Annotated in this window: 14 protein-coding genes; 7 read left to right on the forward strand and 7 right to left on the reverse strand. The window is 64.0% G+C overall.

Features of this window, described 5'->3' with window-relative positions; all coding sequences use genetic code 11:
- Window positions 1-179: 179 nt before the first annotated feature.
- From NKI32_RS27865 to NKI32_RS27875, 3 genes are all read left to right on the forward strand, one after another.
- Window positions 180-461: a hypothetical protein gene (locus NKI32_RS27865; RefSeq protein WP_023671327.1), complete on the forward strand. Its 282-nt coding sequence runs from the start codon at window positions 180-182 to the stop codon at window positions 459-461.
- 197 nt (window positions 462-658) lie between these two features.
- A complete protein-coding gene (locus NKI32_RS27870; RefSeq protein WP_023671328.1) occupies window positions 659-1111 on the forward strand; it encodes a DoxX family protein in 453 nt (150 codons plus the stop codon).
- Window positions 1112-1215: 104 nt separating this feature from the next.
- Entirely contained in the window at window positions 1216-2196 is a 981-nt protein-coding gene (locus NKI32_RS27875) for a complex I NDUFA9 subunit family protein (protein WP_023695927.1), read from the forward strand.
- Between the two features lie 15 nt (window positions 2197-2211).
- Here the strand turns inward: NKI32_RS27875 and NKI32_RS27880 are convergent, their stop codons facing one another.
- Window positions 2212-3582 (reverse strand): cytochrome P450, encoded by a 1371-nt coding sequence (locus NKI32_RS27880; RefSeq protein ID WP_023671330.1) that lies wholly within the window; start codon window positions 3580-3582, stop codon window positions 2212-2214.
- 217 nt (window positions 3583-3799) lie between these two features.
- Here NKI32_RS27880 and NKI32_RS27885 point away from each other — a divergent pair, with 217 nt between their 5' ends.
- The 3 genes from NKI32_RS27885 (at window position 3800) to gyrB (ending at window position 9693) form a co-directional block, all read left to right on the forward strand.
- Window positions 3800-4369: an NADPH-dependent FMN reductase gene (locus NKI32_RS27885; protein WP_023683526.1), complete on the forward strand. Its 570-nt coding sequence runs from the start codon at window positions 3800-3802 to the stop codon at window positions 4367-4369.
- Between the two features lie 76 nt (window positions 4370-4445).
- A complete protein-coding gene (locus NKI32_RS27890) occupies window positions 4446-7076 on the forward strand; it encodes a caspase family protein (RefSeq protein ID WP_353004588.1) in 2631 nt (876 codons plus the stop codon).
- A gap of 145 nt (window positions 7077-7221) precedes the next feature.
- A complete protein-coding gene (gene gyrB, locus NKI32_RS27895; RefSeq protein ID WP_023671333.1) occupies window positions 7222-9693 on the forward strand; it encodes a DNA topoisomerase (ATP-hydrolyzing) subunit B in 2472 nt (823 codons plus the stop codon).
- A 36-nt stretch (window positions 9694-9729) separates the two neighbouring features.
- Here the strand turns inward: gyrB and NKI32_RS27900 are convergent, their stop codons facing one another.
- Window positions 9730-11175 carry a hypothetical protein gene (locus NKI32_RS27900; RefSeq protein ID WP_031215118.1) on the reverse strand — a complete coding sequence of 482 codons (1446 nt, stop codon included), beginning with the start codon at window positions 11173-11175 and terminating at the stop codon, window positions 9730-9732.
- A gap of 331 nt (window positions 11176-11506) precedes the next feature.
- Here NKI32_RS27900 and NKI32_RS27905 point away from each other — a divergent pair, with 331 nt between their 5' ends.
- Window positions 11507-12424 carry a membrane protein gene (locus NKI32_RS27905; protein ID WP_023729730.1) on the forward strand — a complete coding sequence of 306 codons (918 nt, stop codon included), beginning with the start codon at window positions 11507-11509 and terminating at the stop codon, window positions 12422-12424.
- Window positions 12425-12516: 92 nt separating this feature from the next.
- Here NKI32_RS27905 and NKI32_RS27910 read toward each other — a convergent pair whose 3' ends face one another.
- From NKI32_RS27910 to NKI32_RS27930, 5 genes are all read right to left on the reverse strand, one after another.
- A complete protein-coding gene (locus NKI32_RS27910; protein ID WP_023671337.1) occupies window positions 12517-13914 on the reverse strand; it encodes an NAD(P)(+) transhydrogenase (Re/Si-specific) subunit beta in 1398 nt (465 codons plus the stop codon).
- 6 nt (window positions 13915-13920) lie between these two features.
- A complete protein-coding gene (locus NKI32_RS27915; RefSeq protein ID WP_032885960.1) occupies window positions 13921-14346 on the reverse strand; it encodes a proton-translocating transhydrogenase family protein in 426 nt (141 codons plus the stop codon).
- Complete coding sequence (locus NKI32_RS27920) at window positions 14346-15623, reverse strand: Re/Si-specific NAD(P)(+) transhydrogenase subunit alpha (RefSeq protein ID WP_023689229.1); 1278 nt, start codon at window positions 15621-15623, stop codon at window positions 14346-14348. The genes NKI32_RS27915 and NKI32_RS27920 overlap by 1 nt, the downstream gene beginning before the upstream one ends.
- Window positions 15624-15724: 101 nt before the next feature.
- Window positions 15725-15949, reverse strand: coding sequence for an aa3-type cytochrome c oxidase subunit IV (locus NKI32_RS27925; RefSeq protein WP_023671340.1), 225 nt, complete (start codon window positions 15947-15949; stop codon window positions 15725-15727).
- A gap of 164 nt (window positions 15950-16113) precedes the next feature.
- On the reverse strand, window positions 16114-16263 hold the full coding sequence (locus tag NKI32_RS27930; RefSeq protein WP_023671341.1) for a DUF3096 domain-containing protein: 150 nt from the start codon (window positions 16261-16263) through the stop codon (window positions 16114-16116).
- Between the last annotated feature and the right edge of the window lie 19 nt (window positions 16264-16282).

Here is a 16282-nt window from a genome sequence, read left to right on the forward strand (position 1 = left end):
GCATTTGCGCCGCCTGCTGAACCTTCTTGCGTCTTGCGGCGACCCATCCTTGTCCAGGGCAAGGTGAGCTTGCCCGAACCAGACCGGAGGAAACACCCAACCAAATCGAAAGCCTGCTTCACGCGAAGGGTGTGCCCTTTGCGCTCCGGAAACATCAACCGCAATCAAAGGAAATCATCATGACCAACACCAAGACCACCCTGCTGATAGCAGTCCTTCTGCTCGGTTCTTTCATGGGCGCCACCCAGGCGGCCTCCCTGAAGGCCGCGCCGGTCAAGCCATCTTCGGCCGGCGTCATCACGGCTCCGAGCGGCGGTGCAACCGAGGACCATTACTGCAAGAACGGCCACGCCAAATTTGCCAATTGCAGCGCCGACTTCATCGCGGCCTGCAAGCAGGTCGGCGGCACCATGTCGGATGTCCAGGGCTGGGGTGGGCGTACTTGCTTCACGCCCTCCTGATACCGTCTCAGGTCAGGCCGCTCCGTCGGCCCCTGGCTTCGTCCTGATGCTGCCCGGAAAACCCCGCTTCGGCGGGGTTTTCTGCGTTTCATCCCTCCGTGAGCAATAAACATGACGGTGAAAGTTAACTTTTGTTAACTTGACTTGATGGGACCATCGGGCGTTTGCGAGAGGTCATCACAACAACAGGAGCTACGATGTCCGCAACCACCGACGCCTCCCGCGGCAGACTGATCATTCCGGTGTTTGGCCGCCTGTACTCGTCGCTGCATGACGGCGCCGAAACCCTTCTGCGCGTCGTCGCCGGCGGGTTTCTCACCATTCACGGCTCGCAGAAGATCACCAACCCTTTCGGCGCCGCCGAGATGGTCGAAGGCCTCGGCTTCTATCCCGGCGCGTTCTGGTCGTTGCTTTTGTCCTGCACCGAATTCTTCGGCGGCATTCTGATCGCCATCGGCCTGTTGACTCGGCCCGCCGCCTTTGCCGGCATGATCGTGCTGCTGGTCACCGTCTGGTTCCACTGGATCACTGTCGGCCAGGGCTTTTCCGGCGCTGAAAAGTCGCTTCTATGGGCGGCGATCCTGCTGTTCTTCGTTATCCGCGGCGGCAACCGCCAGTCGGTCGACGCGCGCCTCGGCAAGGCGTTCTGAAGGGTCTATAAGAGGGTGGCAGCGACGACGCGTCACCCTTTGCCTTTGGCCCAAAACGGACTATGAAACGGCTTCAGCCAAGCTTTCGAGCGCCGGAGCCAGCCATGACCGAAATCCTGCAGATCCCCAAGCTCGTGGTCGTCTTCGGCGGCTCCGGCTTCGTCGGCCGCCACATCGTGCGGGCGCTGGCCAAGCGCGGCTACCGCATCAGGGTGGCGGTGCGCCGGCCCGATCTGGCGGGACATCTGCAGCCGCTCGGCAATGTCGGCCAGATCCAGCCGGTGCAGGCCAATGTGCGCGTGCGCTGGTCGGTCGACCGCGCCGTGCAGGGCGCCGACCATGTCATCAATCTGGTCGCCATCCCGCATGAAAGCGGCCGGCAGAAATTCAACACCGTGCACGAATTCGGCGCCCGCGCCGTCGCCGAAGCCGCACGCTCGGTCGGCGCAGGGCTCACCCACATCTCGGCGCTGGGCGCCGACCTCAACGCCGAATCCGACTATGCCCGCACCAAGGCGCTCGGCGAAAAGGCCGTCCTGGAGACGATCCCGGACGCCGTCATCTTCCGTCCGGCGATCAATTTCGGACCGGAGGACAGTTTCTTCAATCGCTTCGCCGACATGGCGCGCTATTCGCCGGTGCTGCCGCTGATCGGCGGCGGCCAGACCAAGTTCCAGCCGGTCTATGTCGGCGATGTCGCCGAAGCCGTGGCGCGTTCGGTCGAGGGCAAGGTCAAGGGTGGCCAGATCTATGAACTCGGCGGGCCGCAAGTGCTCACCTTCAAGCAGTGCATGGAAGAGCTGCTGACCGTCATCGAGCGCAAGCGGCTCCTGGTACCGGTGCCGTGGTGGATGGCCAATCTGCAGGCCTCGATCCTCGGCCTGCTGCCCAACCCGTTGCTGACCAAGGACCAGGTGCTGCTGCTGCGCCAGCCCAACATCGTGTCGGAGGAGGCCAACAAGGCCAACCGGAACCTTGCCGGCCTCGACATCCAGCCGCAGTCTATCGGCACCATCCTGCCCAGCTATCTCTGGCGCTTCCGCGCCGCAGGCCAGTTCCAGCGCAAGCCCGCCGGTATCGCGTAACAAGGCGTTGCGCCGTTAAACGCGCCGCGTGACCTGCATCGGCAGGCCGCCCTGCGGCTGTGTCGTCAGTTTCTGCACCGGCCACGGCTTGGTCTCGGCGGTCACATCGAAGCGGAAGCGCGACAGCATGATGGCCAGCGCAATGATCGCCTCCTGCATGGCGAAGCTGGCGCCGATGCAGATGCGCGGACCGGCGCCGAACGGCAGATACTGGAAGCGGTCGATCTTCTCGCGGTTTCCCGGATGGAAGCGTTCGGGCATGAAGGCGTCGGGCATGTCCCACAGTTTTCTGTGGCGGTGGACGACCCAAGGCATCACCAGTACGGCCGCGCGCTTGGGGAGCACCAGATCGTTCCAGGTCTCCGTCTCGATCGGCTCGCGGTTGATCGACGGCGCCGGCGGATAAAGCCGCAGCGCCTCCTCGAAGGCGGCGCGGGTGAACGGCATTGCCTCGAGCCATTTCGTTGGGTCGGGTTCGCGCGCCAGCACGGCCTCGATCTCGCGCTCGACCTTTTCGCGCTCCCACGGCGCTTCGGCGAGGCAGTAGATCGTCCAGCCCAGTGCCCGCGCGGTGGTCTCGTGGCCGGCGCCGATGAAGGTGATGATGTTGTCCTCGACTTCCGCCCGCGTCAGCCCGTCGGGGCCTTCGGCGCGCAGCAGAAGCGTCAGGAAATCCTGCGGCGCGGTGTCGGGGTCGCGCTTCAGCCGCTCCTCGCGCATCTTGACCGTATCGGTGACGATCTTGCGGAAATAGGCCATGGTCTTGCGGCCGCGGATGCGGGTCAGCCGCGGCAGCCATTCGGGCGCGCGCAACAGGTCGAGCGGATCGACGCGGCCCATGGTCTCGAACAGGCGGTCGATCTCCTGCGCGAAACTGCCGGGCTCGCCCGCAATCTCGCCCGAAAACAGCGTCTCGGCCAGGATATCGTAGGTGAGCAGCGTCATGTCATGGGCGACATCGGTCATGCCGCCTTCGTCATAGCGGGCGACGAACTGCATCGTGCGGCGCAGCATCGGCTCGGCGAAGCCGAAGATATGCCGCGGCGTGAACACCGGCGCCATCGCCTTGCGCGAGCGCTTCCACACCTCGCCTTCGGCGGTCAACAGCCCGTCGCGCAAGATCGGTCGCAGGATCATCTGGCGCACCGTCGCCATCTTGTAGTTCTTGGCGTTGTCGATCAGCACGTGGCGGATAAGGCCGGGATCGTTGGCGACGATCAGATGCCCGCCGACGCCATTCGCCGAAATCCAGGGCTCGTTGTAGGTGTGCTCGCCCCACAGTTCGAGCGGATTGCGGTAGACGATCCGCATCATCTCCAGCGTCGAAGGCGGCGTCGTGCGCGGCCTGGGCGCCGGCGGCACGAAGGGGACGGGCTGCGTGTCCATGAGGTGCTCCGCTGATAGCTCAGATGTAGTGGCTGGCAATCCGGGCGTCCATGTGACCGAACGGCAAACTGAAACGCTGCAGCGCCCGGTGTGCCCGACAGACGGTGTGTTCATCGGATCGTGACCGCCGGTGAAACGGTTGCGGCTTGTCCGGTTGGACACTCTGCCATAGGTGACAGTTACCAACAGCTACTGCCAATCGCCCAGGAGAGTCCGCTTGAAGCACAAGCTGAACATCATAATCGGCAGCACGCGGCCGGGCCGCGCCGGGCCGGTCTTCGCCCACTGGCTGGAGGATTTTGCCCGCGAGCACGGCAAATTCGAACCGGTGCTGACCGACATTGCCACGTTCCATCTGCCGGTTCTGGACGAGCCGCATCACCCCAGGCTCGGCAATTACCAGAACGACCACACCAAAGCCTGGTCGAAGGTCATTGATGCCGCCGACGCCTTCGTGTTCGTGGCGCCGGAGTACAATTATTTCGTGGCGCCTGCGATCGTCAACGCCATCGACTACCTTGCGCGCGAATGGAAATACAAGCCAGCCGCCATCTTCAGCTATGGCGGCATTTCCGGAGGCCTGCGCGCCGCGCAGGCGCTGAAGCCGCTGCTGACCGCGGTGGGCGTCATGCCCATCTCGGAAGGCGTCGCGCTGCCGATGTATCAGAAACTGCTGGAGAGCGACGGCTCCTTCCAGGCTAGTGAGCAGGTAGAGGGTGGGACCAAGACCATGCTGGACGAGCTCTCGCGCTGGAGCGGGGCGCTGAAGCCGATGCGGGCTACGTAACGCAGCCGGCCCCGGCTTGCTCATGCCATAAAGAGGTGGAATGGTCGGCAGGTGACTGAGCCGGGGGCGGTTCGATTTGCGCCTGTTGTTTGCCTTGCTGTTGATGCTTGCGACCACCGCCACAGCGGTGGCGGAGCGGCGCGTGGCGTTGGTCATTGCCGAGGACGACTACCGGCTGGTGCGGCCGCTGGCCAATCCTGTCAATGACGGCGAGGTGATGGAAGTGGCGCTGAAGAAGCTCGGCTTCGAGGTCGTGGTCGAGACCAATCGTGATCTCAGGCGCATGCGCCGGGCTCTCGACGATTTTCGCGAGGACGCCATGGGCGCCGACGTGGCGCTGGTGTATTTCTCCGGCCATGGCGTCGAAATCTCCGGCGACAACCGTCTTCTGCCGGTCGATGCCGATGCCTCCTCGCTCGACCAGCTGGAGAAGACCAGCCTGCCGTTGGAGGAAGTGCGCGATGCGGTTGCCGCCACGGCGAAGGTCGGGCTGATCGTGCTCGACGCCTGCCGCAGCGATCCGTTCACAGGCGGCAACGGCGACGGGCGTGGCGCCACATCGCTGATCAAGGACCTGGTGGACAAGATCAAGCCGGGCCTCGGACGCGTCGGCAAGGCGGAAAACATCCTGTTCGCCTTTTCGGCGGCGCCCGGCGAGACGGCTGCCGACGGTACCGGTGCGAATTCGCCCTTTACAGCGGCGCTGATCAAATACCTCGGCACCGACGGGCTCGAAATCCGCTCGGTGCTGACGCTGGTGCAGCAGGAGGTCTACGACCTTTCGCGCGGAAAACAGCTGCCCTACGTCGAGAGCGGGCTGCCGAAGCTGTTCTTCGCCTCGGCGGCCAAGGAACAACTGCCGGAGCGCGAGCGGCTGTTGCTTGCCATGGCCGATGTGACGCCGGAAATGCGCGGCGCGGTCGAACGGGTCGCCAGCGATGCCGACATGCCGCTGGCGCCGCTCTATGGCGCGCTGATCAGTTCCGACACCAGCCATCTCTCCGGCGAAAGCCTGGACGCCAAGCTGCGCGAGGCGGCCGACGCCTTCGTCAAGGTGCGCGGCGAGATGAAGACGCTGGCCGCCGACGACCCGCAGGTGACCGAACTGCGCCGCCAGGCCGAGGAACAGTTGGCGCTCGGCGCTTTCGATGGTGCACGCGTGATCCTCGCCAAGGCCGCCGACGTCGACAATGTCTCGCGCCAGGCGTTGAAGGCCAATTTCGCCAGCCGCACCCTGTCCGAAGCCGCGACGCGATTTCTCTCGGGCGGCGCGGCGCGTGCCACCCTGGACTATGCAACCGCCATCAAGGACTATGAAACGGTGCTGGCGCTCTATGGCGAAGCCGGGCAGACCTCGCTCAGCCTGGAACAGGCCGACCGCCAAAGCCGCACGCTGGAAGAGCTCGGCATCCTCTACACAATGGTCGGCAACACCGACGCCGCCGGCCGCGCCTTTGCGGCGCTGGTCGCCAATCTTGAGCAGCGAGCGCGCCAGGAAACCGATCCGAGCGTCAAGCGCGACCTCGCCATCGGCCATATCAAGTTCGCCAACATCAAGATGGCGCAAGGCGATCTGCCGGCCTCCCTGCAAAACTATGAGGCGGCCAGGGACATGTTGCAGGGCCTGACCACAGACGTGCCGGACAAGAAGGACTGGCTCGGCGATCTCGCCATGGCCAATGACAAGATCGGCAATGTGCTGGCCACGCAAGGCGACCTGGGTGCGGCAGCCCAGGCCTACCAGCAAAGCCTGTCCATCAAGCAGCAATTGGCCGATGCCGAGCCGAACAGCGTCTATCTGCTGCGCGACCTGACCATTACCTACGACGAAATCGGCGGTCTTGCCCGTACCGCCGGCCAGCTGGATGGCGCCCAGACTGCATTCGAAGAGAGCCTGAGAATTCGGCTGGCGCTGGCGCAGAACAACCCCGACGACCCCAGGCATCAGCGCGCCGTCTCCGTCAGCTACACCAGGATCGGCGACGTCCTGCGCGAGCGTGGCGACGCTGCGGGCGCGCTCGACGCCTACAACAAGAGCCAAATAATCGCCGAAGCGCTGGTGCGCCGCGACTCAAACGACACCGATTTGAAGCGCGACCTGTCGGTCGGTTACGCCAAGATCGGCAATGCTTACGGCGACCAGAAGGACTGGCCATTCGCGTTGGAGGCCTACCAGCAGGCGCTGGCCACGGCGCGAGACCTTGCCGCCAGCGACCCAGGCAACACCGATTGGCAGCGCGACCTGTCGGTCTGTCTGGAAAAAATTGCCGGCGTGTTTGATGCCCAGGGCGATATCGCCGGTGCTTTGCAGAACTACCAGGACAGTCTCGTCATTGCCGACCGGTTGGCAAATCTCGACCCGGGCAATTCCGACTGGCAGCGCGACCTGTCGATCACGTTCGAGGAAATAGGCCTGCTGGAGACCAAGCAGCGCCACTATGAGGGCTCGAAGAAGGCCTTCGAAGCCAGCCTGGCCATCCGCCAGCGGTTGGCCCTGTCCGATCCGGACAATGCGATCTGGCAATTCGATCTGGTACAGGCCTATATCAACTATGCCTATGTGGCGAAGAATCCGAAGGCTGTGTTGTCGCAGGCGCTAGACCTGACGCTGGAGCTTGACCGCACAGGCAAACTGGCGCCGAGGGACAAACCCACGATCAAATATCTGCGCCGTCTTCTGGCCAAATTGAAAGCCGCGAAAAAATAGCCGGCTGCCAGCTCGGGATTCAGCCCTGAAATGCCCGCAAACCTTGGAAAAACCGCCTTTTGCGCCTATATCTAGGACATCAAAGCGGCGTGATTCGAAGCCATTTTTTCGCGCTGAGCATGCGGCATCAATCAGACAGGTTTTCATGAGCGATCAAAGCGACAACGCCAACGGCGCTGAGGCCGAATACGGCGCCGATTCCATCAAGGTTTTGAAGGGGTTGGACGCTGTCCGCAAGCGGCCGGGCATGTATATCGGCGACACCGACGACGGCTCGGGCCTGCATCACATGGTCTATGAGGTGGTCGACAACGCCATCGACGAGGCGCTGGCCGGCCATGCCGATCTGGTCACGGTGACGCTCAATCCCGACGGTTCGGTCACCGTTATCGACAATGGCCGCGGGATTCCGACCGATATTCACACTGGCGAAGGCATTTCGGCGGCCGAAGTGATCATGACGCAGCTGCATGCCGGCGGCAAATTCGACCAGAATTCCTACAAGGTGTCTGGCGGCCTGCACGGCGTCGGCGTCTCGGTGGTCAACGCGTTGTCGGCCTGGCTGAAGCTGAAAATCCGCCGCAACGGCCAGATTTTCGAGATGAGCTTCACGCATGGCAATGCCGATGCGCCGCTCAAGGCGACCGGCAGCTATGAGCAGAACAAGCAGCCCGGCACCTATGAGGGCCGCAGCGGTTCCGAGATCACCTTCTTTCCGTCGTCCGAAACCTTCACCATGGTCGAGTTCGACTTCGGCACGCTGGAGCACCGGCTGCGCGAGCTCGCCTTCCTGAATTCCGGCGTGCGCATCATTTTGACCGATGCCCGCCATGCCGATCTCGTGCGCCACGAGTTGCACTATGATGGCGGCCTGGAAGAGTTCGTCAAATATCTCGACCGGGTCAAGAAACCGCTGATCGACAAGCCGATCGCCATCAAGGCCGAGCGCGACGGCATCACCGTCGAAGTGGCGATGTGGTGGAACGACAGCTACCACGAGAACGTGCTGGCCTTCACCAACAACATCCCGCAGCGCGATGGCGGCACCCATCTGGCCGGCTTCCGTGGCGCGCTGACGCGCCAGATCACCGGCTATGGCGAATCGTCGGGCCTGACCAAGAAGGAAAAGGTGGCGCTGATCGGCGACGACTGCCGCGAAGGCCTGACGGCGGTGCTGTCGGTCAAGGTTCCCGACCCGAAATTCTCCTCCCAGACCAAGGACAAGCTGGTCTCGTCGGAAGTCCGCCCGGTGGTCGAAGGCCTGGTCAACGAGGCGCTTGGCACCTGGCTGGAAGAACACCCGACCGAGGGCAAGGTGGTCATCGACAAGGTGATCCAGGCGGCCGCGGCGCGCGAAGCCGCGCGCAAGGCCCGAGACATCACCCGCAAAAGCTCGCTCGGCGTCACCTCTCTGCCTGGCAAGCTTGCCGACTGCCAGGAACGCGACCCGGCGAAATCCGAAATCTTCATCGTCGAGGGTGACTCGGCCGGCGGCTCTGCCAAGGGCGGCCGTTCGCGCCAGAACCAGGCAATCCTGCCGTTGCGCGGCAAGATACTCAATGTCGAGCGGGCGCGCTTCGACCGCATGCTCGGCTCCGAGATGATCGGCACGCTGATCACCGCGCTCGGCACCTCGATCGGCAAGGACGAGTTCAACGCCGACAAATTGCGCTACCACAAGATCATCCTGATGACCGACGCCGACGTCGACGGCGCCCATATCAGGACCTTGCTGCTCACCTTCTTCTTCCGCCAGATGCCGGAGCTGATCGAGCGCGGCCATCTCTACATCGCCCAGCCGCCGCTCTACAAAGTGACGCGCGGAAAAAGCTCGCAATACATCAAGGACGAGAGCGCCTTCGAGGAGTTCCTGATCGGCTCCGGGCTGGAGGAGGCGTCGCTGACGCTTGCCTCCGGCGAGGCGCGGGCCGGACAGGATCTGCGCGGCTCGATCGATGATGCACTGGCCGTGCGCCAGCTCATCAACGGGCTGCACACGCGCTACAACAGGGGCGTGGTCGAACAGGCGGCGATCGCCGGCGCGCTCAACGCCGATGTGCTAAACGACCTCGGCCGCGCCAATGCCATGGCCGAACGCGTCGCCCAGCGCCTTGACATCATTGCCGAGGACACCGAGCGCGGCTGGACCGGCCGGCTGTCGACCTCCAATGAAGGCGTCGGCGGCTATGTGTTCGAACGCACGGTGCGCAGCGTCAAGGAATTCGCGCAGCTCGATGCCGGGCTGATAAATTCGGCCGACGCACGCCAGCTCGACCGCTATGCCCCGCGCCTCATGGAAGTCTATGGCGAGCCGCCGGTGCTGCGCCGCAAGGATGTCTCCGAAACCATTTCGGGGCCGCTGGCGCTGCTCAACGCGGTGTTTGCGACCGGCCGCAAGGGCCTGACCATGCAGCGCTACAAGGGCCTCGGCGAGATGAATGCCGAGCAGCTCTGGGAAACCACGCTCGACCCGAATGTGCGTTCGCTGCTGCAGGTCAAGGTCAATGACGCCACCGATGCGGATTCGCTGTTTTCGCGGCTGATGGGCGACGAGGTCGAACCGCGGCGCGAATTCATCCAGGACAACGCGCTGTCAGTTGCCAATCTGGACATTTGAGGGCTGGGGGCCTTGCCGCCGGAGCTCCACTCCGGGTCAGGCCTTTGGCTCCAGCTTCCGACCAAGGTCCACCGCGTCGCGCAGCACTTGCAGATGCGAGCGCGGCGCGGTGCCCGCCGGCAGGGCGATTTCGACGCCGTTTGCCGTCGATGACCAATAAAGCGTGTGGGTGAAGATACGGCCAAGTGAGCTGCGAAGCTCGATCTGGATGTTCTCCACACCGGGGCCGAAGTTTTCCGTCATCGGACCGGAAATCGGATCGCCTGTCGCCCAGCCATTGCCGCGGTCGTAGACGTTCGTCCAGCGCGTTGCCGCAAACACCGCGCCATGATGCACCGCGCGCTGCGCCTTGCCTTGGCTGTGTCCTTCCCGGTAAAGCACGGTGCCGCCGGGGCGCCCGTCATCGGCAATCGGCGGGCAAGCCGAGAACAGGCGCTCGGCAAGGCCACGCCTGAATTCCGCGAGATTGTAGGTCACCAGGAATTCGCTGTGGGAGAGCGGACTGCCAAGCGTGACGAAATCGCTGATCTTCCAGGGCAGCGGGTGGTCGGCGTCCTTGGTCCGAAGCTGCTGGTAGAGCGCCCATTGACCGCGCCGGAATCCGGCGAGGTCTTCAAGGTTCTTTGGCCACGCTGACCCATCAGAGCCGAGCGTTGCCTTGTCGACGGCCTCGACCGCCGCCAGTTTGGCCTTGTCGCGGACCGCTTCCAGCCTTCGCGGCCGGAACTCGGCCCACAGGATCTGCAGCAAATCATAGGCGATGATCGACCCAAGGCTGTGCGAGACCAGCACGATGCGGTCGTAAGCATCGTCCTTCATCAGCGTCTTGAGCAACGTCAGGCCTCTGTCGCGGATCAGCGCACGCTTCTCGATCGTCGCCGCCTCGGCGCGCACATAAGCGGCGACGTCACCGAAATAGGGCAGGGCGAACTGATCCACCGCCCAGATGACAAAAGAAGCGAGGGTGGTGATCATCAGGCCGGTCGTCAAGGTAACGGCCTGTTGCCAGACCGATGTTGCCAGCACGAGTGCTGCGCCCAGAATGACGATAACGATCAGAAGTGTGGCGACGTAAAGCTTGCGGGCGTCGAGCGGAATGTCGGCGGGCTTGCGCCACAACAGGTTCGTCACCCAGGCGGCCAGCCGGCCGCGCGTCGTGCCTTGCGTGATGTCGGCCCAATAAAGCTCGTAGAAATCGGTACGGCGGCCATCGACGTCGTAGGGCGTGGTGATGCGGCGCAGCTCGTGTGACTTGGTCCGGCTGTCGGGCGTGATCCAGCTCTGGTTGATCGTGGCGCCGGAAACGGCCGGATCGGGAATCTGGGCGTAGGGTGGAGCACGGGTGGGATCGCTGCTCCAGACCGCCTGGACGAATCCCCTCAGCGTACCCATCGGCCGCTGCTCGCCCATGCCATGCACGATCACCACCGCCTGGCTGGGCTGCGCCTTTTTGTAAGCCAGCGATGCGACAGTCTTGGGCATCAGCGTCTCCGTTGACGACATCCGACGGCGGGATCGCTCATGCTACCCCCGGCTCACCGAGCCAACAATACACGGCAGCCCATGTGGACCTCCGTGAACCAATCCACAGTTTCGCAGTCGTGCCTCGGGCCGCGCGGAAAATAGTTCCGTTCCCGCTAAGCAAATCATTTCATTGCTCCTCGGAACGGAAATCGCTCAGGAACATTGTGACGACATCGATCAATTTCTCGCAGGGAGGCTCTTTATGGGACGCGGTATTTTGCTCTGGTTGCTCGGTATTCCGATCCCGATCATCATTCTCATCATGCTGTTCGTACGGTAGGAGGCGTCGATGCAGTCCACCGTATCGGCTGTCGACGTATCTGCTTCAACAGAATCCTCCGCCACGGCCGTCAGCTGGGGGCCGATCATCGCCGGCGCCTTCGCGGCCTCGACGCTGACCTTCATCCTCATGCTGCTCGGCTCAGGACTGGGGCTGACCATGGTCTCGCCATGGTCCGGCGCCAGTGCCTCGCTGACCACCTTCGCGGTGTCCGGCGCGATCTGGCTCATCATCGTGCAATGGCTGTCCTCCGGGGTCGGTGGCTATCTTGCCGGACGCCTGCGCACCAAATGGGTCGGCATCCACACCGACGAGGTCTATTTCCGTGACACCGCGCACGGCCTCCTCGCCTGGGCGCTGGCGACATTGCTGGTCGTCGGCATTCTCGGGTCGGCGCTGTCGGCAGTGCTTGGTTCAGGCGTGCAGGCGGCTTCTACCGTTGCCTCAGGCGCCGCCATGGGTGCTTCGGCCGGCGCGTCCGCCAATGCCGGCAGCGCACCGGCCGACAATGCAACGTCCTATCTTGTGGATACGCTGTTCCGTCCGGCTGATGCCGCCAGGCTCGCGGCGGCCAATCCGGACAGCGATGCGGCTGCGGCCGGGCAGGCTTCGCGCATCCTCGTCGCCAGTGCGGCGGCAGGCGAAATTTCGGCTGACGACAAGACCTATCTGTCGCAGCTGGTCGCCGCCCGCACCGGGCTTTCCGAGGCTGACGCCAAGGCGCGTGTCGACGCCCTGGTGGCCAGGGTCGAGGACGCCAAGGTCAAGGCCAAGCAGGCCGCCGACGCCGCCCGGAAAGGCAGCGCCACCTTCGCACTGCTTGGCGCCCTGTCGCTGGTTATCGGCGCCTTCATCGCCAGCGCTGCGGCAGCACTGGGCGGCAGGCAGCGCGACGACGAGGAAGCGGTTTTCCTGACCAGCCGCTGAACCGGTCTTCAACATAGAAAAGCCCGGTCGAACCGGGCTTTTTTGTTTCCGATGATGGACCGACAACCTTCCAGTGGAAGGTTGCGGCGGGATCAGTGATCCATCGCCTTGACGATTTCCTCGGTCATCTTCTTGGCGTCGCCGAGCAGCATCATGGTGCCGTCCTTGTAGAACAGCGTGTTGTCGATGCCGGCGTAGCCCGAGCCGAGCGAGCGCTTGACGAACAGGCAGGTGCGGGCCTTGTCGACGTCGAGGATCGGCATACCGTAGATCGGCGACGACTTGTCGTCGCGCGCGGACGGATTGGTGACGTCGTTGGCGCCGATTACATAGGCGACATCGGCCTGCGCGAACTCGGAGTTGATGTCTTCCAGTTCGAACACTTCGTCATAGGGAACATTGGCTTCGGCGAGCAGCACGTTCATGTGGCCGGGCATGCGGCCGGCGACCGGGTGGATGGCGTATTTGACGTCGACGCCATTGGCCTTCAGCTTGTCGGCCATTTCGCGCAGCGCGTGCTGGGCCTGGGCAACCGCCATGCCGTAACCCGGCACGATGATGACCTTCTGTGCGTTCATCATCAGATAGGCGGCGTCGTCGGCCGAGCCCTGTTTGACCGTGCGTTCGATGCCGTCATCGGCAACCGCCGCGGTCTCGCCGCCGAAGCCGCCGAGGATGACCGAGATGAACGACCGGTTCATGCCCTTGCACATGATGTAGGACAGGATGGCGCCGGACGAGCCGACCAGCGCGCCGGTGATGATCAACGCCAGATTGCCAAGCGTGAAGCCGAGTGCCGCGGCGGCCCAGCCGGAATAAGAATTCAGCATCGAGACGACGACCGGCATGTCGGCGCCGCCGATCGGGATGATCAAGAGGACGCCGAGCGCCAGCGACGCCGCGACGATCAGCCAGAACACCAGCTTGGCCTCGGTGGTGACCAGAAGCACGATCAGCACGATCAGCGCGATGCCGAGGACCGCGTTGATGATGTGACGGCCGCCGATCATGATCGGCTTGCCCGACATGCGGCCATCGAGCTTGAGGAAGGCGATGACGGAGCCGGTGAAAGTGATGGCGCCGATGGCAACGCCAAGGCTCATCTCGATCAGCGCCTGGGCGTGGATGTCGCCATTCGTGCCGATGCCGAAACTTTCCGGCGCGTAGATGGCGGCTGCCGCCACCATGACGGCGGCAAGGCCGACCAGCGAGTGGAAGGCGGCGACCAGCTGCGGCATCGAAGTCATGGCGATGCGGCGCGCTGTAACGGCGCCGACGCCGCCGCCGATGGCCAGACCAAGCACGATCAGGCCGAAGCGCCCGGCGGACGGAGTCGCCAGCGCCAGCGTGGTGGCAATGGCAATGCCCATGCCGATCATGCCGTAGAGATTGCCTTGGCGGCTGGTGGTCGGATGCGACAGGCCGCGCAGCGCCATGATGAACAGGACGCCGGAGACGAGGTAGAGGAAGGACGCGAAGTTGGCGTTCATGGCTCTCTACCGGTCCTTCTTCTTGTACATGGCCAGCATGCGCTGGGTGACCAGGAAGCCGCCAAAGATGTTGACCGAGACCAGCATCAGCGCGACGAAGCCGAAGCCGGTGGCAATGCCGGAGGCCGAGATGCCGACGGCCAGCAGCGCGCCGACGACGATGACCGAGGAGATGGCGTTGGTGACCGCCATCAGCGGCGTGTGCAGCGCCGGCGTCACCGACCAGACGACGTAGTATCCGACGAATATCGCAAGTACGAAGATGGCGAAGCGGAAGACGAAGGGATCGATGGCGCCGCCGGACAGTGCGTGCGCGGCATCGCCCGCCGCATCGGCGCCACCGGGCGCGTTGGCCAGGTTCTGCACAGCCAGCCGGACGGCGGCACTTGCCTGGTCGAGCTGATCGAGGGCTTTCTGCAAGGTCTGATCCATCACGCGATCCCCTTCGGCTTGGCGGCGGACTTGCCGGCAGTGGCTTTGTCGGACGCCTTTTTCTGTGCAGCCTTCTTCGGCGTGGCATCAGCCACCATGGTCTCGGCCGGAATGGCCGCCGGTTCGACATGGGGCTGTTCCGCCGCCTTGGCGAAGGCCGGATGCACCACGCGGCCAGCGTCGGTCAGCATCGTCGCCTTGACCAGATCGTCTTCGCGGTTGATGGCGAGCGTCTTGCTGGTCTTGTCGACCAGCGTCTCGAGGAAGGCGAACAGGTTCTTGGCGTAGAGCAGCGAGGCCGATGCGGCGACGCGGCCGGGCACGTTGAGGTGGCCGACGATTTTCACGCCATTGGCCGTGGTCACCACCTGGCCTGCAACTGCGCCTTCGACATTGCCGCCGCGCTCGACGGCGAGGTCGACGATCACCGAGCCCGGCTTCATCGAGGCGACCATCGCCGCCGACACCAGCTTCGGCGCCGGACGGCCGGGGATCAGCGCCGTGGTGATGACGATGTCCTGCTTGGCGATGTGCTCAGCGGTGAGCGCTGCCTGCTTGGCCTGGTACTCCTTCGACATTTCCTTGGCGTAGCCGCCGGCGGTCTCGGCCGCCTTGAACTCCTCGTCCTCGACGGCGAGGAACTTTGCGCCGAGCGACGCCACCTGTTCCTTGGCGGCGGGACGAACGTCGGTGGCGGTGACGACGGCGCCGAGACGGCGCGCCGTGGCGATCGCCTGCAGGCCGGCAACGCCGACGCCCATGATGAAGATCTTCGCCGCCGGCACGGTGCCGGCCGCCGTCATCATCATCGGCAGCGCGCGGTCATACTCCGATGCGCCGTCGATCACGGCCTGGTAGCCGGCGAGATTGGCCTGCGACGACAGCACGTCCATCGACTGGGCGCGGGTGATGCGCGGCATGAATTCCATCGAGAAGGCGGTGACCCCAGCCTCGGCAAGCGCCGCGACCGCGGCGTCATTGCCGTAGGGATCCATGATGGCGATGACCGCCGCACCCGATTTGTAGCCCTTCAGCTCGGCGTCGGTCGGCCGGCGCACCTTCAGCACCACATCCGCCCGGCTCGCATCCGAAGCCTTGCCGATCGCGGCGCCCGCCTTGGCGAACTCCTCATCTGGAATGCGCGACCTGGTGCCGGCGCCCGTCTCGACGGTGACGTCGAAGCCCAGCGCCGCCAGCCGCTTCACGGTATCGGGCGAGGCCGCCACACGAGGCTCGCTGGCATCGAGCTCGCGAGGGATGAAAACCGTCTGTCCCACCGCATGATCCTTTCGGCTGGAACCTGTTTGCGCAAGAGTGCGGCTTTGCGAAAGAGTGCGGCCGGATGTCCGGCTACGCCCCTGGCAAGGGTCTGAAGAGACTATCGGAGAATGAAGGCGCCGAGGGCGAGGATCAGCACGAACAGGATGGTCGCGGAGAAGAAGCCGCCTGCGAAGAAGCCGAAAGCCATGGCCAGCAGCAGGGCGCCGCAGAACAGCGAGCCGTATTTGGCCAGCGCCAGAAAGCCATGATAGGTGCGGTCATGTTCGGCATAGTCCATCTTCGCGCCCAGTTCGACAGGACCGGTCGGCGTGTGATCAGCCATAGGAATACCCCTTCGAAGACATCTTTGAGGCACATAGCGAAAAGCCGGGCCAAGAGCAATGGCGCTATTGCCGCACGACCAGTGACAACAGCCTCAAAGGAATGTTGAAAGCCGGCAGTAGGGCTTGTCGCCGGCCTAACGTCGAACGTTGAGGGTTTTGCGTTTCAACCGGCTAGATGCGGAAACAGCCCGAGCAGCCCAATGACGATCAGATAGAGCGCGACGATGTAGTTGAGCAGCCGCGGCATCACCAGGATCAGCACGCCGGCAATCAGCGAGATCAGCGGGGTCAGTGCTAGCTCGGGAATATGCATGTCGGTTCCTTTCTATGGC

This window comes from Mesorhizobium sp. M0761 (assembly GCF_040320205.1).
Lineage (GTDB): Bacteria > Pseudomonadota > Alphaproteobacteria > Rhizobiales > Rhizobiaceae > Mesorhizobium.

Coding starts and splice junctions, on each gene's coding strand:
- NKI32_RS27910 (WP_023671337.1), bottom strand. CDS start 13,914: ATGAACGCCAACTTCGCGTCCTTCCTCTACCTCGTCTCCGGCGTCCTG.
- NKI32_RS27915 (WP_032885960.1), bottom strand. CDS start 14,346: ATGGATCAGACCTTGCAGAAAGCCCTCGATCAGCTCGACCAGGCAAGT.
- NKI32_RS27905 (WP_023729730.1), top strand. CDS start 11,507: ATGCAGTCCACCGTATCGGCTGTCGACGTATCTGCTTCAACAGAATCC.
- NKI32_RS27930 (WP_023671341.1), bottom strand. CDS start 16,263: ATGCATATTCCCGAGCTAGCACTGACCCCGCTGATCTCGCTGATTGCC.
- gyrB (WP_023671333.1), top strand. CDS start 7,222: ATGAGCGATCAAAGCGACAACGCCAACGGCGCTGAGGCCGAATACGGC.
- NKI32_RS27870 (WP_023671328.1), top strand. CDS start 659: ATGTCCGCAACCACCGACGCCTCCCGCGGCAGACTGATCATTCCGGTG.
- NKI32_RS27880 (WP_023671330.1), bottom strand. CDS start 3,582: ATGGACACGCAGCCCGTCCCCTTCGTGCCGCCGGCGCCCAGGCCGCGC.
- NKI32_RS27875 (WP_023695927.1), top strand. CDS start 1,216: ATGACCGAAATCCTGCAGATCCCCAAGCTCGTGGTCGTCTTCGGCGGC.
- NKI32_RS27925 (WP_023671340.1), bottom strand. CDS start 15,949: ATGGCTGATCACACGCCGACCGGTCCTGTCGAACTGGGCGCGAAGATG.
- NKI32_RS27865 (WP_023671327.1), top strand. CDS start 180: ATGACCAACACCAAGACCACCCTGCTGATAGCAGTCCTTCTGCTCGGT.
- NKI32_RS27900 (WP_031215118.1), bottom strand. CDS start 11,175: ATGCCCAAGACTGTCGCATCGCTGGCTTACAAAAAGGCGCAGCCCAGC.